General features: G+C 57.9%; 20 protein-coding genes. 14 read left to right on the top strand and 6 right to left on the bottom strand.

Annotated features, from left to right (window positions below; translation table 11 throughout):
* Positions 1-3 precede the first annotated feature (3 nt).
* Together ACR0AJ_RS04210 and ACR0AJ_RS04205 are read right to left on the bottom strand one after the other, a co-directional pair.
* Positions 4-738 (bottom strand): glutamine amidotransferase, encoded by a 735-nt coding sequence (locus ACR0AJ_RS04210; RefSeq protein ID WP_170347966.1) that lies wholly within the window; start codon positions 736-738, stop codon positions 4-6.
* A gap of 16 nt (positions 739-754) precedes the next feature.
* Positions 755-2,527 (bottom strand): SLC13 family permease, encoded by a 1,773-nt coding sequence (locus tag ACR0AJ_RS04205; protein ID WP_170347967.1) that lies wholly within the window; start codon positions 2,525-2,527, stop codon positions 755-757.
* Positions 2,528-2,637: 110 nt separating this feature from the next.
* On the opposite strand from ACR0AJ_RS04205, the gene ACR0AJ_RS04200 reads away from it, so the two are divergent.
* Together ACR0AJ_RS04200 and ACR0AJ_RS04195 are read left to right on the top strand one after the other, a co-directional pair.
* Positions 2,638-3,378, top strand: coding sequence for a YebC/PmpR family DNA-binding transcriptional regulator (locus ACR0AJ_RS04200; protein ID WP_170347968.1), 741 nt, complete (start codon positions 2,638-2,640; stop codon positions 3,376-3,378).
* Positions 3,379-3,513: 135 nt separating this feature from the next.
* On the top strand, positions 3,514-4,803 hold the full coding sequence (locus ACR0AJ_RS04195) for a permease (protein ID WP_170374411.1): 1,290 nt from the start codon (positions 3,514-3,516) through the stop codon (positions 4,801-4,803).
* Here the strand turns inward: ACR0AJ_RS04195 and ACR0AJ_RS04190 are convergent.
* Entirely contained in the window at positions 4,798-5,688 is an 891-nt protein-coding gene (locus tag ACR0AJ_RS04190) for a LysR family transcriptional regulator ArgP (protein ID WP_480740160.1), read from the bottom strand. The two genes, ACR0AJ_RS04195 and ACR0AJ_RS04190, sit on opposite strands and share 6 nt — an antisense overlap.
* Positions 5,689-5,776: 88 nt before the next feature.
* On the opposite strand from ACR0AJ_RS04190, the gene ACR0AJ_RS04185 reads away from it, so the two are divergent.
* From ACR0AJ_RS04185 to ACR0AJ_RS04160, 6 genes are all read left to right on the top strand, one after another.
* Positions 5,777-6,376 carry a LysE/ArgO family amino acid transporter gene (locus ACR0AJ_RS04185; protein ID WP_170347971.1) on the top strand — a complete coding sequence of 200 codons (600 nt, stop codon included), beginning with the start codon at positions 5,777-5,779 and terminating at the stop codon, positions 6,374-6,376.
* A gap of 40 nt (positions 6,377-6,416) precedes the next feature.
* On the top strand, positions 6,417-7,325 hold the full coding sequence (locus ACR0AJ_RS04180) for a DMT family transporter (protein WP_170347972.1): 909 nt from the start codon (positions 6,417-6,419) through the stop codon (positions 7,323-7,325).
* An 89-nt stretch (positions 7,326-7,414) separates the two neighbouring features.
* Complete coding sequence (gene betI / locus ACR0AJ_RS04175; RefSeq protein WP_170347973.1) at positions 7,415-7,987, top strand: choline-binding transcriptional repressor BetI; 573 nt, start codon at positions 7,415-7,417, stop codon at positions 7,985-7,987.
* On the top strand, positions 7,984-9,492 hold the full coding sequence (gene betC, locus ACR0AJ_RS04170; protein WP_170347974.1) for a choline-sulfatase: 1,509 nt from the start codon (positions 7,984-7,986) through the stop codon (positions 9,490-9,492). Before betI ends, betC begins: the two co-directional genes overlap by 4 nt.
* Before the next feature lie 72 nt (positions 9,493-9,564).
* Positions 9,565-11,223, top strand: coding sequence for a choline dehydrogenase (gene betA, locus ACR0AJ_RS04165; protein ID WP_480740157.1), 1,659 nt, complete (start codon positions 9,565-9,567; stop codon positions 11,221-11,223).
* Positions 11,224-11,302: 79 nt separating this feature from the next.
* Positions 11,303-11,542, top strand: coding sequence for an HP1242/YdcH family protein (locus ACR0AJ_RS04160; RefSeq protein ID WP_170347976.1), 240 nt, complete (start codon positions 11,303-11,305; stop codon positions 11,540-11,542).
* 74 nt (positions 11,543-11,616) lie between these two features.
* Here ACR0AJ_RS04160 and ACR0AJ_RS04155 read toward each other — a convergent pair whose 3' ends face one another.
* Positions 11,617-13,017, bottom strand: a complete 1,401-nt coding sequence (locus ACR0AJ_RS04155; RefSeq protein WP_170347977.1) for a helix-turn-helix domain-containing protein — start codon at positions 13,015-13,017, stop codon at positions 11,617-11,619.
* Between the two features lie 65 nt (positions 13,018-13,082).
* Entirely contained in the window at positions 13,083-14,288 is a 1,206-nt protein-coding gene (locus ACR0AJ_RS04150) for a multidrug effflux MFS transporter (protein ID WP_170347978.1), read from the bottom strand.
* Between the two features lie 183 nt (positions 14,289-14,471).
* Between ACR0AJ_RS04150 and ACR0AJ_RS04145 the strand changes: the two genes are divergently transcribed.
* The 4 genes from ACR0AJ_RS04145 (at position 14,472) to ACR0AJ_RS04130 (ending at position 17,074) form a co-directional block, all read left to right on the top strand.
* Positions 14,472-16,004, top strand: a complete 1,533-nt coding sequence (locus ACR0AJ_RS04145; protein ID WP_170347979.1) for an acyl-CoA carboxylase subunit beta — start codon at positions 14,472-14,474, stop codon at positions 16,002-16,004.
* A 100-nt stretch (positions 16,005-16,104) separates the two neighbouring features.
* The gene (locus tag ACR0AJ_RS04140) at positions 16,105-16,587 is read left to right on the top strand and encodes a DUF6497 family protein (RefSeq protein WP_254437370.1); all 483 of its coding nucleotides are present in this window, start codon (positions 16,105-16,107) and stop codon (positions 16,585-16,587) included.
* Positions 16,588-16,589: 2 nt separating this feature from the next.
* The gene (locus tag ACR0AJ_RS04135; RefSeq protein WP_170360362.1) at positions 16,590-16,727 is read left to right on the top strand and encodes a hypothetical protein; all 138 of its coding nucleotides are present in this window, start codon (positions 16,590-16,592) and stop codon (positions 16,725-16,727) included.
* Complete coding sequence (locus ACR0AJ_RS04130; RefSeq protein WP_170347980.1) at positions 16,721-17,074, top strand: alpha-amylase family protein; 354 nt, start codon at positions 16,721-16,723, stop codon at positions 17,072-17,074. Before ACR0AJ_RS04135 ends, ACR0AJ_RS04130 begins: the two co-directional genes overlap by 7 nt.
* Positions 17,075-17,161: 87 nt before the next feature.
* Here the strand turns inward: ACR0AJ_RS04130 and ACR0AJ_RS04125 are convergent, their stop codons facing one another.
* Entirely contained in the window at positions 17,162-18,325 is a 1,164-nt protein-coding gene (locus ACR0AJ_RS04125; protein WP_170347981.1) for a DcaP family trimeric outer membrane transporter, read from the bottom strand.
* 650 nt (positions 18,326-18,975) lie between these two features.
* Between ACR0AJ_RS04125 and ACR0AJ_RS04120 the strand changes: the two genes are divergently transcribed.
* Positions 18,976-19,179: a hypothetical protein gene (locus ACR0AJ_RS04120; protein ID WP_170347982.1), complete on the top strand. Its 204-nt coding sequence runs from the start codon at positions 18,976-18,978 to the stop codon at positions 19,177-19,179.
* Between the two features lie 114 nt (positions 19,180-19,293).
* Complete coding sequence (locus ACR0AJ_RS04115; protein ID WP_480662383.1) at positions 19,294-21,339, top strand: acetyl-CoA carboxylase biotin carboxylase subunit; 2,046 nt, start codon at positions 19,294-19,296, stop codon at positions 21,337-21,339.

The raw sequence follows: 21,339 nt of genomic DNA, 5'->3' as shown, positions 1-21,339 counted from the left end.
AGGTCACATGTAGCGTTGGGCGAAACGGCGCAGGATTTCGCCGGGCTTGGTGACCTCGGCGGCGTGACAGATATCGATCAGGCGCTGGGCGTCTTCGGGCGGGAAATAGCCGAAATCCTTGTAGATATTGATGCGCTGTTCGAAATCTTGCGCGTTGGCCTCGGGGTGGAACTGCGTAGCATACACATTTTGACCCCAGCGGATCATCTGAAACGGACAGGGGTCCGAGGCCAGCAAGTGGACACATCCGTCGGGCAGGGATTGCACAGCCTCTTTGTGGCCGACGAAAGCCTCGAAACTGTCGCCCAGTCCGGCGGTCAGCGGGTCAAGCGCACCTTCATCTGTCAGTTGGCAGGTCGAGGGGCCGACGGGTTCTCCGAACTGTTTCTTGCTGACATCGCCGCCCAGATGCGCCGCGAGAATGCCCAATCCGTAGCAGCAGCCCATAAAAGGGTGATCATTCGCGGTGATCTGCGGCATCAAACCCATGATGGCCGCTTCGATACCTGCATCCATCTCGGATTTCGTCGCCGGATCATCACTGACACAGCCGGGGCCTCCACCTACGATAACACCGGCATAATCTGTCACATCCAGACCCGCGGGCAGGTCCTGACAATCCAGACGGATACGATGGGTCTGGTTCGTCGACAGACCGGTCTTGTCCAGAATCGAGGCGTATTCGGCGTCCGAAGCTTCGGTCTCGGGACGCAGTTGCAGGATCAGAAATCGTTTCATGCAGAGCCCTTACCCATCAAAGCGGCCAGAAGACAAGGATGGCAGGAACGGAAACTGCAACGATGAGGATTTCCAGCGGCAGCCCCATGCGCCAGTAGTCCCCGAACCGATATCCGCCAGGCCCCAGCACCAGCGTGTTGTTCTTGTGCCCGATCGGAGTAAGGAACGCGGCCGAGGCTGCCACGGCAACCGTCATCAGAAACGGATCGGGAGAGACTTCAAGCGTGCGAGCCATTTGGATGCCAACGGGGGCGGCGACGATGGCTGTGGCGGTGTTGTTCAGCACATCCGACAGGGTCATTGTAACAACCATCAATACCGTCAGGATCGCCCATGCGGGCAGGCCATCCGTCAGTTGCACTAGCGCATTGGCGATCAATTCGGTGCCGCCTGATGTCTCCAGAGCACTGCCCAGCGGGATCATCGATCCCAGCAGCACAACGACCGGCCATTCTATATGGTTATAGAGATCGGCAATCGGCAAGATTTTGGTCAGCACATAGGCGACTACGACAAACCCCAGAGCAATCGGTAGGTAGATCAGCCCGACACTTGCGGCCAATACCGCAGCGACAAACAGCCCGATGGCCAGCCAGGCCTTGTCATTAGCGGTGACGTTCAGGCCACGCGTGGCCAGCGGCAGGCAGCCCAGCCATTCGGTCACGTCGGCACTGCGGTCACGAGGGCAGAGCAGCAGCAGAATATCGCCTGCCTCGACTTCGGTCTTGCGGACCTGTTCGGTGATACGGCGACCCTGGCGCGAGATGCCCATCAGCACAGTGCTTTGCCGCCAGGCAAGCCCTAACCCTTGCGCGGTGCGTCCGGTGATGCGGGCGCTTTCGGTGGCAACAACCTCGATCACTTCCAGCCCGTCGCCCTCGGCCGTCAGCAACTCCTGCCTCCGCGTGTCCGAAAAATCGAGATTCAGCGCTGCACGGAATTCATCCAGTGCCTCGGGCCGCGCCTCAAGCACCAGCGCGTCGCCCGGTTTCAAGGTAGCATGGGCCGATCGTCCATAGCGCCGCTTGCCATCGCGGATCAAACCGATGATGGCGACGTCGGATTTCTCGGCGGCCTCATACAATTCGCTGACCCGCTTGCCGATATGCGCTGATTCCGGAGGGATGGTCAGTTCGGCGATGTATTCCGCCAGCGCCTCGGACGTTTCCTCTTGCGGGCCGCGGTTCGGGATCAGACGCCATCCGATCAAAGACACAAAGGCCAGCCCGGCAATGGCCGCTAACCCGCCGACAGGGGCGAAATCGAACATCCGGAACGGCTCGCCCAAGGTTTCGGCACGGATTGAGGCGATAATGATATTAGGCGGCGTCCCGATTAGGGTGGCCATACCGCCCAGAATGGTGGCAAAGCTCAGCGGCATCAGGGTCAGGCCTACCGACCGCCCCGCCTTGCGCGCGGTTTGAATGTCGACCGGCATCAACAAGGCCAGTGCGGCCACGTTGTTCATAAAAGCCGACAGAACAGCTCCGATCCCGCCCATCAGTGCGATATGCGCGCCAAGCCCGCGCGAGGCATCAACCAGCGTGCGCGTGATCAGAAACACCGCCCCCGACCGAACCAGCCCTGCTGAGACAACCAGAACTAACGCCACAATAATGGTTGCCGGATGTCCAAACCCGGCAAAGGCGTTGTCCACCGGCACGACGCCAAGAACGACCCCGATTAACAGCGCAGAAAACGCCACAAGATCATAGCGAAACCGCCCCCAAAGAAGCATTCCGAATACAGTGGCAAAAAGGGTGAAAAGAATAATCTGATCTGTCGTCATCCCGCCACCATACCCGCAAGGGGGCGTCTCGCAAGCCGCTCTCTTGATCCCATGCCCTGCAAACGTCTATATGAGCGCCGAATACGCAATCACTATCACGAGGACGCACCATGGCAGGCCACTCCAAATGGGCCAACATCCAGCACCGCAAGGGACGTCAGGACGCCGCGCGGTCCAAGCTGTTTTCCAAACTGTCGAAAGAAATCACCGTCGCCGCCAAGATGGGCGACCCCGATCCCGAAAAGAACCCACGCCTGCGTTTGGCAGTTAAAGAGGCCAAGTCGAACTCAGTCCCCAAGGACGTGATCGACCGGGCGATCAAAAAGTCGGTTGCGGGTGAAGGCGATGATTACGAAGAAATCCGGTATGAGGGTTACGGCCCTAACGGTGTGGCTGTGATCGTCGAGACGATGACTGACAACCGCAATCGCACCGCCTCGACCGTGCGTTCAACCTTTTCCAAGAATGGCGGCAATCTGGGTGAAACCGGCTCGGTCGGGTTCATGTTCGACCGCAAGGGCGAGGTGGTGTATCCGGCCACTGCAGGCGATGCGGACACCGTTTTTGAGGCCGCCATCGATGCCGGCGCCGAAGACGTCGAAAGCTCGGAAGACGGTCACATCATCTGGTGTGCTGACACCGACCTGAATGATGTGTCGAACGCACTGGAGGGCGCGCTGGGCGAATCCGAATCTACCAAGCTGATCTGGAAACCCACCACTACAACCGAGCTGGGGCTGGAAGACATGCAAAAGCTGATGAAGCTGGTCGATGCGCTGGAAGATGACGATGACGTACAGCGCGTGACCACGAACTTCGAGGCCACAGACGAGGTCATGGCGCAGCTTTAAGCGTTTTGAATTTCTGTTGGAAAACCCGGCCTCTGGTCGGGTTTTTTGCTTTGTGGGTTCTTGGCCGGTTGGACAGAACCCGATAGGCTTGACCAGAATATCTGTGCCCAAACGGCACATAATCTGATTGAGCGAATGACGGACAGCCCAGCCAGCCAACCCAAACGCAATATTCCTGTTCTGACCGGTCAGAGCATCCTGTCTCAGGTCGCGTGGACGCTTGGCAGCCCTTCAATCGTCCTGCCGTTTCTGGCCGTTTCTTTTGAATTGCCCATGTTCATCGCAGGCGCATTGGTGTCGATTCGGATGGTCGGCAGCATGATTTCGGATATCTTTCTGGCACAGCCGATTTCGGCGCGACAGCAGAAGAAACGCGGGATTGCCCTAACCGAGGTTTGTATAGGCGCCTGCCTTGTCATGGCTGTTTTGGTGGCCGCGACAGGGTTTGTTCCTGCAATTGCACTGGCCTTTGTCGCAGCGTTCTTCGTGATCGGCCTGATCGAAGAAATTCAATCGTTGATGTTAACGGATCTGATAGGGGATCAAGTGCAATCCAAATCGCGGATGATCATGCACTATCTTCAATTAGGTATAGGCGGGTTGGGAGCCATCGGATTGGCGCTGCTGGTGCATGAGATCACAAAGGAAAACCCACCGTTTTCCCGCCATTCCACCGTGATTGCGGTTTCGGTGGCCTTTTTCGTTCTGTCTGGCCTGTCCATTCTTGCGATCTCAGAAATCGCACGAGGGGATGAGGTCAAGGACACACCGCAAAGGGTGCGGAAACGGAAATTTTCAGAGAACTTTACCGATATTGCCGCCATGTTCGACCAGGCTTGGTTCCGTCGGTATCTGGTCATGCGGTTGCCCTTGGTCGTGGTCTCCCTGTCGGTGCCATTTTTTGCCCTGATCGCGGCCGAGGCACATCATGCCTCAGCCAAGGGACTGACGGCCATGATCATCTCATCCGCGTCGGGATATTTGGTCTCGGCACCGCTGTGGCAGCTGGTGAACATGAAATCCCACCGCGCCGTCATGGTGGCCGGAAACCTGATGGTTGCCGCGACAGGTGCCACGTTGGTCACTGTCCACTTTCTGGGTATTGATCACGCAGTCCATCTGCATGCTATCGCGCTGTTCGTTGTGACCGTGGCCGTAACTGGCATAAGCGGTGCGCGGCAGTTGTATTATTTGGACGTGGCCCCCAAGGATCAACGTGTCAAAGGCGCGGCGGCGATCAAAAGTATTTGCCGGATCACGGCGGTGATCCTGTCGGCGGCCTTGGCCGGGGTCGCCCATATGCATGAGGTTGCGTGGGCCATTGTGTTCATCACTATGGTCAGTCTGTTTGCTGCCCTCACCTGTTACCGCGTGGTCCTTCCCAACGCGGAAAAGGCCAAGGGCGCGCAACCGGGACAGTCATGATTGCGACGGAAGAAGCTCCTTTGCCGCGGTTTGTCTGACCGCGCGGGTCAGCGGAACCAGCGCAGAGGACAGAACGCGCCCCACCTGCCAAGTCAGACCCACGTCAAGAGGGGCCTCAGGCAGCAGCGGACGTAGTCGCCCATCATTTAGCGCGCTCTTCGCCAGCCCGACAGGGTTCATGCCCCAACCCAACCCAGCTATGGCCGCTTCCACAAACCCTTGCGGAGACGGCAGAAAATGCGAGGGTGGGGAAATCCGGCACCCCATCTGTTCGATGATCCACGTTCGTTGAAGGTTGTCCTTGCGGTTGAAGGTCAAGCAAGGGGCAAGGGCCAGCGAGCGTTCGTTTACACCCTCGGCAAACCATTGTTGCATATAGGCCGGGCTGGCGGTCGCGATGTAGCGCAGCGCGCCCAAGGCATAGGTGTCGCACCCCGAAACCGGCTGACCGCCTACCGTGATTGCAGCGCTGACCTCGCCGCGACGCAACCACTCGGCCGAGTGATCCTGATCATCCACCACCAGATCAAATAGCAGCCCATCCACCTGTGCCATGGCATCAATGAACCACGTGGCCAGAACGTCGGCAGGCACTGCCACGCGGACACGGGCCGGGCCGGTGCCTTGATCCAATGTCAGTTCGCGGGCCAGCTTCGCTTCGAGCAAACCGATATCCTCAGCATGCTGGGCAATACGCAGCCCCGCCGGTGTTCCGGTGCAAGGCGGTCCGCGATTGATCAATGCTGCCCCCACGCGATCTTCCAGTGCCTTGATCCGCTGGGATATGGCTGAAGGCGTCACAGTAAGTTCCGTCGCAGCGGCCTCAAAACTGCCGTGCCGCAAAATCGACGACAAAGCCGACAAGTGGTTGGGGTCGAGTATCATTAGCTAGACTTAATTAGGATCAACATCTTTAATTTGATAGGATGCCAAAATGCGCATAGTCAATGCCCCTGAACGCACAGGAGGCATTATGTCCGCATCCCTTTTCGCCGGTTTTTTACTGGGCTTCAGCCTCATCCTAGCCATCGGGGCACAAAACGCCTTTGTGTTGCGTCAGGGATTGCGGCGCGAACACGTTTTTCCCCTGTGTCTGACCTGCGCAGTGTCGGATGCCATCCTTATTGCCGCAGGTGTCGCGGGGTTTGGTGCGCTGGCCGAAGCGGCACCTTGGTTTGAGACCGTCATGCGATACGGAGGGGCGATCTTTCTGACGTGGTACGGGCTGCGCAGCCTGCAATCTGCGTGGCAGGGCGGGGCGGCGATGGACGTGACCAAAGGCCAACGCGCCAGCCTTCGGTCGGTGCTGCTGACGGTGCTGGCTTTTACCTGGCTCAACCCGCATGTCTATCTGGATACGGTAGTGTTGATCGGATCGATCTCGGCCCAGTATGATGACCGTCTGGCCTTCGCGAGCGGTGCGATGCTGTCCAGCTTCGTGTTCTTCTTTTCCCTCGGTTATGGGGCCAGGGTGCTGTCCCCGGTCTTTGTAAGACCGCGTGCCTGGCAGATTCTGGATGTGGTCATCGGTATTGTCATGCTGGGAATCGCACTGAAACTTGTTGCCATGTGAAGGGTTGTACCTGCGCAGGTTTCAGTGTTCAGGTTTCGGCATGAAAACGTCTGCAACCTCATACCGGCCCCTTGCGGGCATGTTCTGGATGTTTGCCGCCGGGCTGTCCTTTGTGGTGATGACGGCCTTGGTCAAATCGCTGGGCACAACAATGAGTCCGATCCAGGCGGCATTCATACGCTATGCTCTGGGGTTGGTATTTCTGTTGCCGGCCCTGCGTTTGATCCTGTCGACTCATCTCACAAAGCGTCATCTGACCCTGTTCGGGCTGCGTGGGATCATTCACGCCTTTGCTGTGATGCTGTGGTTCTATGCAATGACCCAGATCCCCTTGGCCGAGGTCACGGCGATGAACTATATGACGCCGGTCTATGTCACGTTGGGTGCGGCGCTGTTCTTGGGTGAGCCGCTGGCCTTTCGCCGGATTGCGGCGATAATGGTGGCGTTGGTCGGTGTGGTGATCATCCTGCGCCCGGGGTTCAGAGAGGTTTCGACCGGTCACTTGGCCATGTTAGGAACTGCTCTGCTGCTTGGAGGGTCCTACCTGCTGGCCAAACTGCTGGTGCGCGATATTCCACCATCGGTGGTCGTGGCGCATTTGTCGATTTGGGTGACACTGGCGTTGATCCCCTTTGCCATCGCCGTTTGGCAGCCGCCCAGCTTGCGTGACATCTGGGTTTTGTTTCTGGTCGCCTGCTTTGCCACCGCGGGGCACTATTTCATGACGCTGGCCTTGCAGGCGGCTCCGGTGGCGGTCACGCAGCCGGTGACCTTCCTGCAATTGATCTGGGCCACGCTGCTGGGTGCGTTGGTTTTTCACGAAAGTGTTGACATCTGGGTTGTTGCCGGGGGTACGTTAATCCTGTCTGCCGTCAGCTTCATCGCCTGGCGCGAAGCGGTTCTGAACCGCAGTAACCTGACCACGCCCAGTATAGCCCCAAAACTCTAGCAGGTTTCAGCGTGCGGAAATGGTTATTGATTGACGAGTCAATAAAAACACCGTAGCGTTTTCCTACCAGTCATAGGGAGGGGACAGCTATGCCGAAACTCGGAATGGAGCCGATCCGCCGAGACGCAATCGTCCGGGCGACGATTGCCGAGCTTGGGTCGAAGAAATCCCTAGATGTGACCGTCAGCCAAATCGCCAAGCGGGCCGGCATGTCCAGCGCCCTTGCGCATCACTATTTCGGTGGCAAAGACCAGATTTTTCTGGCGGCGATGCAACGCATCCTGTCCGATTTCGGTGCCGAGGCGCGCAGCGAGCTTAAGGCAGCCGCACCGCAGGAGCGGGCGCAGGCCATCATCCGGGCCTGTTTTGCGCCCTCGTGCTTTACGCCCGATGTCATTGCTGCATGGATGACGTTTTACGTTCTGGCCCAAACCAACGATGACGCGCTGCGCCTGTGGCAGATCTATCAGGCGCGTATCCGTTCCAATCTTATTGATGCCCTGCGCCCGTTGATGAGCGACCCGGTCGAAGCGGCCGAGAATATGATTGCTCTGATTGACGGGCTGTATATCCGCGCCGCGCTGAGCGCGCCGAAAAAGCCGCAACTGGCGGTTAATCACGCATTGCGTGTCCTCAACACTCTGCTCGAGGCTGAAAAATGACAAAACCGAACATTCTGATCCTGATGGTGGATCAGCTCAACGGGACACTCTTTCCAGATGGTCCCGCAGATTGGCTGCATGCACCCAATCTGAAGAAATTGGCGGAAAGGTCGACACGGTTCGCCAATGCTTATACGGCCTCGCCGCTATGCGCGCCGGGGCGGGCCAGCTTTATGTCCGGCCAGTTGCCGTCGCGGACCGGCGTCTACGACAACGCCGCTGAGTTCCGCAGCGACATCCCCACCTATGCGCACCATCTGCGCCGTGCGGGGTATTACACTTGCCTGTCCGGCAAGATGCATTTCGTCGGCCCCGATCAGTTGCACGGGTTCGAGGATCGCCTGACCACCGATATCTATCCGGCCGATTTCGGCTGGACGCCCGACTACCGCAAACCGGGTGAACGGATTGATTGGTGGTATCACAACATGGGCTCGGTGACGGGCGCAGGCGTGGCCGAGATATCCAACCAGATGGAATACGACGACGAGGTCGCCTATAACGCCAAAACCAAGCTGTATGATCTGGCGCGCGGTAAGGATGACCGACCCTGGTGCGTAACCGTCAGCTTTACCCATCCGCATGATCCCTATGTGGCGCGCCGCAAGTATTGGGACCTGTACGAGGATTGCGAACATCTGCTGCCCGAGGTCGCGGACCTTGGCTATGACAACCAAGACCCGCACTCCAAGCGGATTTTTGACGCCAATGACTGGCGCAGCTTCGACATCACCGAAGAAGATATCCGCAAATCCCGCCGCGCCTATTTTGCCAATATTTCGTATCTGGACGACAAGATAGGCGAGATTCTTGAAGTGCTGGAAAGTACACGGCAAGAGGCGATCATCCTCTTTGTCTCGGATCACGGCGATATGCTGGGTGAGCGTGGATTGTGGTTCAAGATGACCTTCTTCGAGGGCTCGTCCCGTGTTCCGCTGATGATTTCGGCCCCTGACTTGCCTGCCGGCCGGATCGGCACGCCAGTTTCGACAATCGACGTTACGCCGACATTGGGTGCGTTGGCAGGTGTCGACATGGTCGAGATCGAACCTTGGACCGATGGGGAAGACCTCGTGCCGCTGGCCAAGGGCGTTGAGCGCACCGCGCCCGTAGCAATGGAATATGCGGCCGAGGCATCTTATGCCCCGCTGGTTTCGCTGCGCTATGGCAAGTGGAAATACAACCGCTGCGCGCTGGACCCGGATCAGTTGTTCGATCTTGAGGCCGACCCGCACGAACAGGCCAACCTGGCCGAAGACCCGTCGCATGCCGGAACGCTGGAAACGCTGCGCGCCAAGTCCGAGGCCCGTTGGGATCTGGATCAGTTCGACGCGGATGTCCGCGCCAGCCAGGCCCGCCGCTGGGTGGTGTACGAGGCGCTGCGGCAGGGTGGGTATTACCCGTGGGATTACCAGCCGCTGCAGAAGGCATCGGAACGCTACATGCGCAATCACATGGATCTGAATGTCGTCGAGGAAAACGCTCGTTTTCCGCGTGGCGAATAGACTTATCAACCTAATCGAAGATTCCTCGCCGAAAATTCGCAACTTGGTTCGGCGGGGCATGGAGACCAAATAATGGAAGCAGATTTCGTCATCGTTGGCGCAGGATCCGCAGGATGCGCGATGGCTTATCGCCTCAGCGAGGCTGGGGCCTCGGTTCTGGTGATCGAACATGGTGGCACCGATGCCGGTCCGTTCATCCAGATGCCCGCGGCGCTGAGCTATCCGATGAATATGTCGCGCTATGACTGGGGCTATCATTCTGAACCCGAGCCGCACCTGAATAACCGCCGTCTGGCCTGTCCGCGTGGCAAGGTGATCGGTGGGTCATCCTCGATCAACGGCATGGTTTATGTGCGAGGTCATGCGCGTGACTTTGATACCTGGGCCGAGATGGGGGCTGATGGCTGGTCCTATTCGGATGTGCTGCCCTACTACAAGCGTATGGAGACCTGGCATGATGGTGGCCATGGTGGTGATCCTGAATGGCGCGGCACTGATGGGCCGCTGCATGTTTCGCGCGGTCCCCGTGAAAATCCGCTGTTTCAGGCCTTTGTCGATGCTGGTCAGCAAGCTGGCTATGAAGTTACTGGAGATTATAACGGCGAAAAACAGGAAGGCTTTGGCCCGATGGAGCAGACCGTCTGGAAAGGGCGGCGCTGGTCGGCTGCGAATGCTTACCTGAAGCCTTCGCTCAATCGTGAAAACTGCGATATCGTGCGCGGGCTGGCCGCGCGCGTGGTGATAGAGAACGGCCGTGCGACGGGTGTTGAGCTGGTGCGTGGTGGTAAAAAGGAAATTATCCGTGCGCGGCGCGAGGTGGTGTTGGCCGCATCCTCGATCAACTCGCCCAAGCTGCTGATGTTGTCGGGCATTGGTCCGGCGGCACATCTGGCCGAACATGGGATCGAAGTTGTCGCTGATCGCCCCGGTGTGGGGGCGAATTTGCAGGACCATCTGGAGCTTTATATCCAACAGGCTTCGCTGCAGCCGATCACGCTGTATAAGCACTGGAACCTGATCAGCAAGGGCTTGATCGGGGCGCAGTGGCTGTTTACCAAAACCGGCCTTGGCGCGTCGAACCAGTTCGAAAGCGCGGCCTTCATCCGGTCGAACCCCGGTGTCGAATACCCGGACATCCAGTATCACTTCCTGCCGATTGCTGTCCGGTATGACGGGCAGGCGGCGGCCGAGGGGCATGGCTTTCAGGCGCATGTAGGGCCGATGCGTTCGCCTTCGCGCGGGGCTGTCACGCTGCGTTCGAACAAGCCCGAGGACGCGCCGGTGATCCGGTTCAACTACATGAGCCACGAAGCGGATTGGGAGGACTTCCGCAAATGTATCCGCCTGACCCGCGAGATTTTCGGGCAAGATGCGTTCAAACCCTATGCGGGCAAGGAAATCCAGCCGGGTGCCGACGTGCAGACAGACGAAGAGCTGAATGGCTTCATCGCCGAACATGCCGAAAGCGCCTATCACCCCTGCGGCACCTGTCGCATGGGTCGGGCCGATGACAAGAATGCGGTGGTCGATCCTGAGGGTCGTGTGATTGGTGTGGACGGCCTGCGCGTCGCCGACAGTTCGATCTTTCCGCAGATCACCAACGGCAACCTCAACGCGCCGTCGATCATGGTGGGTGAGAAAATGTCGGATCATCTGTTGGGTAAAGAAGCCCTGCCAAAAGCCAATGACCGTCCGTGGATTCATCCGGCATGGGCAACAGCGCAGCGGTGATTTGATCCGCGTCAAAGCAGGGTGTGGAAAAGACGTATAGACCTGAATCGCAACGACATATTTTGAGGAGCGAACAGGAATGTCCCACACCCCGCATGAACTGGCCGAAGAGTTTCCGGATAAGGTCGAGCTGATGAGCCAGCTCAAGCAATCGGATGCACATTTTGCCCGGCTGGCGGATGAGTATCACGAGATCAACCGCATCGTGCATCGGGCCGAGACCAACATCGAACCCGTCGAAGATCTGACCGAGGGTGAAATGCGCAAGAAGCGCGCGGCGCTCAAGGATGAGATCTGGGCGATCTTGTCGAAAGCCTAAACCTTAAGGCGGGGGTGATGCCCCCGTCGCCGCAGGCCGCGACTCCCCCGAAGTACTTTCAGGCCAGGTGAAGATCAGGTGACCTTATATGGCAGGGTTCCACGGGTGTGGGCGTCGATCGACAGGCGGCGTTCCAGCGGCGGGACCGAGCGTTGGTGGCAGGTTTGCCGTTCGCAGATACGGCACGAGATGCCGATGGGCTCATAGGCGCTGGCGTTATTGATGTCGAGATTGTCGGCATAGACCAGCGCTTCGGCGTGGCGGATTTCGCAACCAAGCGCGATGGCATAGCGACGCACCGGCGCGCCATAGGAACCGCCCGATTTCGAAACATCCCTAGCCAGAGAGATATAGCGCACGCCGTCGGGTGTTTCCGCCAGTTGCCGCAGGAAATGGCCGGGCGTTTCAAAAGCACGGTGGACGTTCCACAGGGGGCAGGCACCGCCGAAACGTGCAAATTGCAGGCGAGTGGCCGAATGGCGTTTGGTAATCGTACCAGCCTGATCAACGCGGACAAAGAAGAACGGGATGCCTTTGGCACCGGGGCGTTGCAGTGTCGAAAGCCGGTGTGCCACTTGTTCGATTGACGCGCCGAACCGGTTGCTGAGCAGTTCCAGATCGTGGCGATAATCCTGCGCTGCGGTCAGAAAGGCGTCGTAAGGCATCAAGGACGCCCCGGCGAAATAGTTGGCCAAACCGATCTTGGCGATGGCGCGGGCTTCCTCGCTTTGGAACTTGGCGAAGTCCAGGGTGGCTTCGAGCAGTTTGTCCTGGCTGATAAGCGCCAACTGCAGCAGCAGTTGAAACACTTGTGTTTGCGGCGCGATACGGGACGAGAGTTGCAGTGTCTTGCTGTCAGCGTCGTATTTCCGTGTTTCGGGGATATCGACAAATTGAACCCGAATGTCGCGCTCATTAAGACTGTTGATCGCTTCCGCCCTTATGCCATCGGCCTTACCAGCGCGGGTCGAAAAATGTTCGGCCGCGCGGTCGACCGCGTCGATGTAGTTGTCGCAATAATGGAAAAAGTCACGCACCTCTTCCCAGGGGCTGGCCTGAATCTGCGCGTCCTCGCGACCCAAAGCTTCGTCCAGCGAAGCGAGCCGTTCGTGGGTTTGGCGATAGGTGCGGTGCAGTGCAATGAACGCGCGCGCCAGTGCAGGAGCGTTCGAGGCCGTCAGGCGCAGATCGGCCAGTGGTGGTATGGCGTCATCGAAAACCGGGTCGGCCAAAGCCTCGCGCATGTCCGAGACCAGACGCTCGCTGTCGCCGGTGCTCAGCTCGGTCACATCCATACCGAATTCCTGTGCCAGAGCCAGAACAACTGTGGTCGAGATCGGCCGGTTATTATTCTCCATCTGGTTTAAGTAGGGCAAAGAGACGCCCAATTTGGTGGCGAATTCCTTTTGCGTCAGGGTCAGGCGCGTGCGCATTTCGCGCAGTTTCGCACCGGCATATAGCTTTTGAGTGGCCATGGCGTTTCTTTGCAACTTTTCCGTTGTGGCAAGCTAACTTTGCAAACCATGCGGTGCAAGCTGTGTTACAAGCCCAGTTGCCTCTCGCGTCGGATGACGGACGCAATCGCGCAGATCGCCAGCGCCGATGTTGCCAGCATCAGCCAAAGCAGGGGCATGGCGCCGGTTTCATGGGTCAGCAGCGTCCCGGCCAGGGCGCTGAGGCCCGCGCCACCGCCCAGCATGATCGCGCCACTGAGGCCCGAGGCGGTGGCGGCCAGATGCGGACGAACCGACAGGGCGCCCGAGGTCGCGTTGGGGATCGTCATGCCGTTGCCAAGGCCCACAAAGGTCATGAGGCCAAAGAAGCTGAGCGCGGTGCCAAAACCTGCCAGAAACAGGATGGCCGACAAGGCAACACCCATCGCGTTCAGCCAACATCCCCAGTATACCATCCGGTTCACGCCAAATCTGACCGAGTATCGACCGCTGAGAAAATTGCCGACAAAATACCCGACAGCAGGAGCGCCGAAATAGATGCCGACCTGCGCGGCACTGAGGCCGAACAATTCCGTACCGATGAAGGGCGCGCCGCCCAGATAGGCAAAAAACGCGCCCGAAGACAGGGCAGAGGACAAGGAATAGCCCCAGAACCGAGGTGAGCGCAGCAGCTCTGGATATTCTCGGAATTGCTGTACCAGCGTTTTACCGCTTTTGGCGGAGGTTTCCCCAAAGTCGACAAAGGTCAATGCCAGCGTCAAAGCGCCCAGGCCGAAAGGCAGCCAGAAATTAGCTTTCCACCCAAAGCTTTCCTCAAGCAGGCCGCCGATGGCAGGGCCGATCATCGGTACGATGGCCATGCCCATGGTCACATAGCCGATCATCGAGGCCGCCTGATCCTGATCATAAAGATCCCGGACGGCTGCTCGGCTCAGCACCATGCCGACCACCACGATGGCCTGGCACATTCGAAAGGCTAGAAAAACCTCGGCCGTCGGCGCATAGATACAGCCCAGCGTGGCGATCAGAAACAGCGCCAATCCCCACAGTAAAACAGGGCGACGCCCCGCTTTATCCGCAATCGGGCCGATCAGTACCTGCAGCACCGCATTGACCAGCAGGTACAGCGCGATGGAAAGTTGCATGACCTTGTAGTCGGTCTGAAAATGCAGCGCCATATTTGGGAGGCTGGGCAAGAACAGGTTCAGGCTGAGGGCGGACAGCCCCGACAGCAAAACCAGCGTGAAAATGGTGGGTGGCGACCGACGCGCCATAGGCGAACTAAACTGCATGGTTCACATGTATAGTGACCGTTTCAGGGAATGCTATCCAAGACGGTGTTTCAGTATGAAACTTTGCAATTTTACAGTTTTCCATAACTTTGTTGCCAAAGGTTTGCAAATTTGCCGAAATGTACTTTGGCAACGGCATCCGTGCGTATAGTGTTCGCCTAAATTTCACAGGGAATTAGCGCCATGAAAGACATCCTGACTGAGCTTGAAGACCGCCGCAACGACGCCCGTCTTGGGGGTGGGCAAAAGCGTATCGACGCGCAGCACGGCCGCGGTAAGTTGACAGCACGCGAGCGGATCGAACTGTTGTTGGATGAAGGCAGTTTCGAAGAGTTCGACATGTTCGTCAACCATCGTTGCACTGACTTTGGGATGGAAAATCAAAAGCCTGCGGGTGATGGTGTGGTCACCGGCTGGGGCACAGTCAATGGCCGCATGGTCTATGTGTTTAGTCAGGACTTCACCGTGTTTGGTGGTTCGCTGTCGGAAACCCATGCGCAGAAGATTTGCAAGATCATGGATATGGCGATCCAAAACGGCGCGCCTGTAATTGGAATCAACGACTCGGGGGGTGCGCGAATCCAAGAAGGCGTGGCTTCGCTGGCCGGTTATGCCGAAGTGTTTCAGCGCAACATCATGGCTTCGGGCGTCGTTCCTCAGATCAGCGTGATCATGGGGCCATGTGCGGGCGGTGCGGTTTACAGCCCGGCGATGACCGACTTTATCTTTATGGTCAAAGACACGTCGTACATGTTTGTGACCGGCCCCGATGTGGTGAAAACCGTGACAAACGAAGTTGTCACGGCAGAGGAACTGGGTGGTGCGTCGACCCACACCAAGAAGTCCTCGGTCGCTGATGGCGCGTTTGAAAACGACGTCGAAGCACTGGCCGAGGTGCGCCGTCTGGTCGATTTCCTGCCGCTGAACAACCAAGAGAAACCGCCCGTTCGTCCGTTCTTTGACAGCCCCGAACGGGTTGAAACCTCGCTGGATACTCTGATCCCAGACAATCCCAACACGCCCTACGACATGAAAGAGCTGATCACCAAGGTGGCGGATGAGGGCGATTTCTACGAAATTCAGGAAGATTACGCCAAGAACATCATCACCGGTTTCATCCGGCTGGAAGGACAGACTGTGGGTGTCGTGGCGAACCAGCCGATGGTTCTGGCCGGATGTCTGGACATTGACAGCTCGCGCAAGGCAGCACGGTTCGTGCGGTTCTGCGACTGTTTCGAAATCCCGATCCTGACGCTGGTGGACGTGCCCGGATTCCTGCCGGGGACGTCGCAGGAATATGGCGGGGTGATCAAGCACGGCGCCAAGCTGTTGTTTGCCTATGGTGAAGCGACGGTTCCAAAGGTCACCGTGATTACTCGCAAAGCCTATGGTGGCGCCTATGACGTTATGGCCTCCAAGCACCTGCGCGGCGATTTCAACTATGCTTGGCCCACAGCTGAAATCGCGGTGATGGGTGCCAAGGGCGCGACTGAGATCATCCACCGTGCCGATCTGGGCGATGCCGAAAAGATCGCGCAGCACACGCAGGACTACGAAGATCGCTTTGCCAACCCCTTTGTTGCGGCTGAGCGCGGTTTCATCGACGAGGTGATCATGCCGCAATCCACCCGCCGCCGAGTGTCGCGCGCGTTTGCCAGCTTGCGCAACAAGCAGCTGAAAAACCCGTGGAAAAAGCACGACAACATTCCGCTGTAACGGACTGCGCTGAATGACCTGCCCTTTGCAGAATGCTCCTTGGGCGGGTCATGGCAAGGGTAACTGTCGGTACGTTTGACTTTGAGGCCAAAGCTGCTAGATGAGACGTCTTACCAGATACATACACGCGCGGGCCGAAAGCCATGCGCGCGCGATCCCGGAGAGAGGAGCCCACTTGTGGGTCTGGGATCGCGCTTTTGTACTGGCGTTTCTGGCATGGACCTCCCCTGCAATCGCTCAATCCGAAAACCTGTTGCCTGTCCCCTCTGGTCAGCCGGTGCATCTGAGTGATGTGCTGCTGGACAACAACCCGGGCGAGCTGTGGGTCAGGTTCCGTTTTATCGCGCCCAAGATCGGATCGGACGTTGGACGGATCGGGTATGATGTGGCCTCGGTGGACATGGAACATCTGTGCCAAACCCTTGCGGTGGCTTATGTCGCGAAATACGAGCTTAATCCGGCGCGGGTCGTGATATCGCTTTCTGATCGACCCCTTGAATTCGGGCGATCTTCACCTGATGCAACTCAGTATTTTGAAGCCTACCGGCTGGAGCAATCCCAATGTATCTGGGAGGGGCTCTGACCATGAAACCCCGTTTTCACCACGTCCGAGCGTTCCTAGACACCAAAGCGACTTTGGAGGTGCGCGAAATGACCCCGTCTGCAATCGGGTACGAGTTTGTTTCCCCGAATACATCGAACAACGAGGTGCTGGCATGCTAAAGCACCGCGGATTCCCCGGACGTCTGGCCGGAACTGATTTTCAGTTCACCATTCGCCGCGCCAATCCCAAGGGCGTAACCCCGATTGCCCGGCGCGAGCGGTTCCGTGACCGCAAACCCGCCGATCGCCGCGCGGATGCGGCGTTTATGGAAGCGCTGTGGCAGAATTTCGGAGACCAGCCGTTCGAGCGTGGCAACCTGGACGCCGGTCGCCTAAGCTGGTTGTTCGAGCGTGAGGTGATCGCGGCGGAGGATCCGTTCGATCCGGCCAGCTATGATGCGCTGCTGGTGATTGATGTGGACGCGGCGCGCATGTCGTTCCCCGATATCTTCGACGGGATACGCTGATCCGTGCAACCCGCTGTCGCGCATATCCATTCGGGGGAAACTTCGGAAAAAACCCTGCCCAGGATCGGGCAGGGTGGATTTGTGTGCCTAGAAATTCAGCTGGGCCGCGAATTGAACTCGGTCCGAGTCAAATGTCCGGCCTGTAGACGCGTCGTTGCGTTCGCCAAAGAAATATTCGGCGCTGAACGTCAGGTCGTCGGTTGCCTTGTAGAAGGCATTGACGTGGATTGTCTCAAGCTCGGTAAAAGCCAGAGTTCCGGTCGAGGTGGGCAGGTCGTAATCTTCTTCGCCATAGGCAATGCCGACATTCCACTTTTCGCTAATTTGCTGCCGGAATTCGACGGTAAAGCCGTCAACGTCGTTGGCCTCTCCACTGACGATGGCGTCCCCGAAGCCGATCAGATAGGGGCCAAGCGCTTCGCCGTCGACGTAGTTGACCTGAAACAGACCACCTTCCCAGGGACGGATACCAGCCGACAGAGTAAAGCCGGTTTGATCAACTTCGACATCACCGGATTGTGCCCTGCCGTACAAGGCCGAGGCTCGGGCGATGTATTTCCCGTCATTATATTCCGCCGACGCCGTCAGAACCGGATCGTCGGAATTCGAAGCGCCGACATTTTCTTCAACCGACAGGGCAAAGGTTGCGTTGCCGCCAATCTTATTCGTAAAGCGCACCTGAGGGACACGCGCGAAGGGGATACCAACGGGGCCGTTGAATTCCACAGAGGTCGGGTAGGTATCCAGCGGCTGGAAGTTGGTCCAGTACTGACCGATCAACCAGTGGTCACCGATTGTGATGTTGGCGTGTCTCAGACGCAATTCGGCCGGACCGTCCGTACCGCCGGAGAAAAGATCCAGTTCCAGTTGACCACCGATATCGCCCAACGCACTTGGCGTCGTCGTGCGCAATCCGACCCGAGATTGGCGAACCGTGGCGCCAAAGGTTCCATCCGTGGCAAATTGGGGCTCACCAATCCGCGACGTATCGGCCAAATCGCCAAGTTCAAAATCCGTATCGTAGAAAAAGTCGGCCTTGACGTAGCCATAGAGATCCAAGGTGGTGTTTCCGATCCTCAGGTCTCCGTCTCCGCCCCCAGAGCCGGTATTTGCGGTCTCCAGCGCCTCGACGCGGGCGCGCAGCGCATCCAGTTCAGCCTGGGTTCCGGCATCTTGAGCGAGCGCGAGCGTGCCCGTGACGCTAAGCGCAGAGGCAGCAAGCAAGAGTGCCTTTTTTCTATTTGTAATCATGCAGTTGATTCCTTGTGTGCGAGTGTGCCCACGCAAAGTTTCACGCAAACGTCAGTGGGGGAAATCACGAGAACGGCAAAGAAAGCGCCGTTTTCCTCAAGCAAAATTGTGCAAAGAGTCGATATTTTTCACAGCAAAGTGAACAGATCTGTCAACCATACGTTCGCAAAGACTTTTTCAAATGGGAACAGCGAACTGAGACGTGATGTTGCACATGCAGAAAACTGCCTCGGAAGCGCGAATTGTAACGGAAGTGTGACTGATTCAGAGGATGGCGTTTTCCAGTCGGGACGACCCGGTGTCGGCACGATTTTGCGCGGGAATTCGCCTTATGGGCGAATTCTGGCCGGAAATTTGGGTGGAAACAATACTTTGTTTGCGGCCTCATTTGTGCCGTGCAATGTGATCGGGCCGTGCGGCTCTACTTTGCCTGCGCCGCACAAGCACCTACTATTCCGTACCCCTTCCTTCCGCGGGCAGGTTTGTGAAACCCACAAAATCCTGCCCGCGTTTTTCTTTGCGCACAATGCAGGCGTGATGCGGCATAAATCTGCGCAAAACATCCATTTCCAGCGCTTGTTATTGAATAACAGCGCTTGGTTCCGGCATCTGCGCCCCAATGCATCAAGAAAGCTAAAGGGGCAGAACACATGCGAATCTCAAAATTCTTCCTGGCCGTTGCGACCTGCGCGGGCCTTGCTGCCTGCGGCGACTCATTCGGTGAACAGGCGTTGCTTGGCGGCGGCGCAGGGGCACTGGGTTCGGCGGTCATCGGAGCGGATCCGTTTGTCGGCGCAGCAGTCGGGGCTGCGGGCAACGTGCTGTACTGCAAAACACAGAAGAACTGTTACTAACCAAGAATTCGGGGCGCCCGCCGCTCCGGTTGCCATTGCGCATCACGCCGTCGCAGGGTTTACGCCCTGCGGCGGCGTTTTGCGTTTCCAGAACATCAAGACAAAGGACGTTCCATGTTCAACAAGATCCTGATCGCCAACCGGGGTGAGATCGCCTGCCGGGTCATCAAGACTGCACGCAAGATGGGTATCGGCACAGTTGCCATATACTCGGACGCGGACAGACAAGCGTTGCATGTATCGATGGCGGATGAGGCCGTACACATCGGCCCGCCGCCCGCGAACCAGTCCTATATTGTGATCGACAAGGTGATGGATGCCATCCGCCAGAGCGGGGCGCAGGCGGTGCATCCGGGTTACGGTTTTCTGTCTGAAAACGCCAAATTCGCCGAGGCATTGGATGCCGAAGGCGTGGCTTTTGTGGGTCCCCCGGTTGGTGCGATTGAAAGCATGGGTGACAAGATCACCTCGAAGAAAATCGCGCAGGATGCGGGTGTTTCGACTGTTCCCGGTTATATGGGCCTGATCGAAGACGCGGATGAGGCAGTAAAGATTTCGAACGAAATCGGTTATCCGGTCATGATTAAAGCGAGCGCCGGTGGCGGCGGTAAAGGCATGCGGATCGCGTGGAGCGACGAAGAAGCGCGCGAAGGGTTCCAGTCCTCCAAGAACGAGGCCGCGAATTCGTTTGGCGATGACCGGATTTTCATCGAGAAATTCGTGACCCAGCCGCGCCATATCGAAATTCAGGTGCTGTGCGACAGCCACGGTAACGGGATTTATCTGGGCGAGCGTGAATGTTCGATCCAGCGTCGGAACCAGAAAGTGGTGGAAGAAGCCCCGTCGCCCTTCCTTGACCCTGAAACCCGCAAGGCGATGGGCGAACAAGCTGTCGCTCTGGCCAAGGCTGTGAACTACGCCAGCGCGGGTACGGTGGAATTTATCGTGGATGGCGACAAGAACTTCTACTTCCTTGAAATGAACACACGCCTGCAGGTGGAACACCCAGTGACCGAGTTGATCACCGGTGTCGATCTGGTTGAACAGATGATCCGCGTTGCTGCGGGTGAGCCGTTATCCATCACGCAGGACGACGTGACCCTGACCGGCTGGGCCATCGAAAACCGTCTGTATGCTGAAGACCCGTATCGCAACTTCCTGCCGTCGATTGGCCGTCTGACCCGCTATCGCCCGCCACAGGAAACCGCAGCTGGCCCGATGTTGGACAACGGCAAGTGGCAGGGTGACGCGCCCAATGGTGAGGCCGCCGTGCGTAACGATACCGGCGTCTATGAAGGCGGCGAGATCAGCATGTATTACGACCCGATGATCGCCAAGCTGTGTACCTGGGCTCCGACCCGTGAAGCCGCGATTGAGGCGATGCGTGTAGCGCTGGACAGTTTCGAGGTCGAAGGCATCGGTCACAACCTGCCGTTCCTGTCCGCAGTGATGGATCACCCGAAATTCGTCAGCGGCGATATGACAACGGCCTTCATCGCCGAAGAATATCCCGACGGGTTTGAAGGTGTAATCTTGCCCGAGGCCGACTTGCGTCGCATCGCGGCCTCATGCGCGGCGATGCATCGTGTTGCTGAGATTCGCCGCACCCGTGTTTCGGGCCGCATGGATAATCACGAGCGTAAGGTCGGAACCGATTGGACCGTTACCCTGCAAGGCCAGGATTTCGAACTTGCCATCGAGGCGGATCATGACGGGTCAACGGTTACGTTCACTGACGGTGCGGTGATGCGTGTTGCATCAGATTGGACACCGGGCGATCAGCTTGCGTTGCTAGACGTAGACGGCGCTCCGCTTGTTCTGAAGGTCGGCAAAATCTCTGGCGGCTTCCGTATTCGCAATCGAGGTGCTGACCTGAAAGTTCATGTCCGTACACCGCGTCAGGCAGAACTGGCCAAACTGATGCCCGAGAAGTTGCCACCTGATACCTCGAAAATGCTGCTGTGCCCGATGCCAGGACTGATCGTGAAGATCGACGTCGAAATAGGTCAGGAGGTTCAGGAAGGTCAGGCGCTTTGTACGGTCGAGGCGATGAAGATGGAAAACATCCTGCGCGCCGAGAAGAAAGGCGTGGTAGCCAAGATCAACGCAGGCCCCGGCGACAGTCTGGCCGTGGACGACGTGATCATCGAGTTCGAGTGA

Source organism: Ruegeria sp. CJ9 (genome assembly GCF_056536625.1).
The sequence above is the reverse complement of the archived record's forward strand: the minus strand, read 5'-3'. Positions and strand labels throughout refer to the sequence as shown.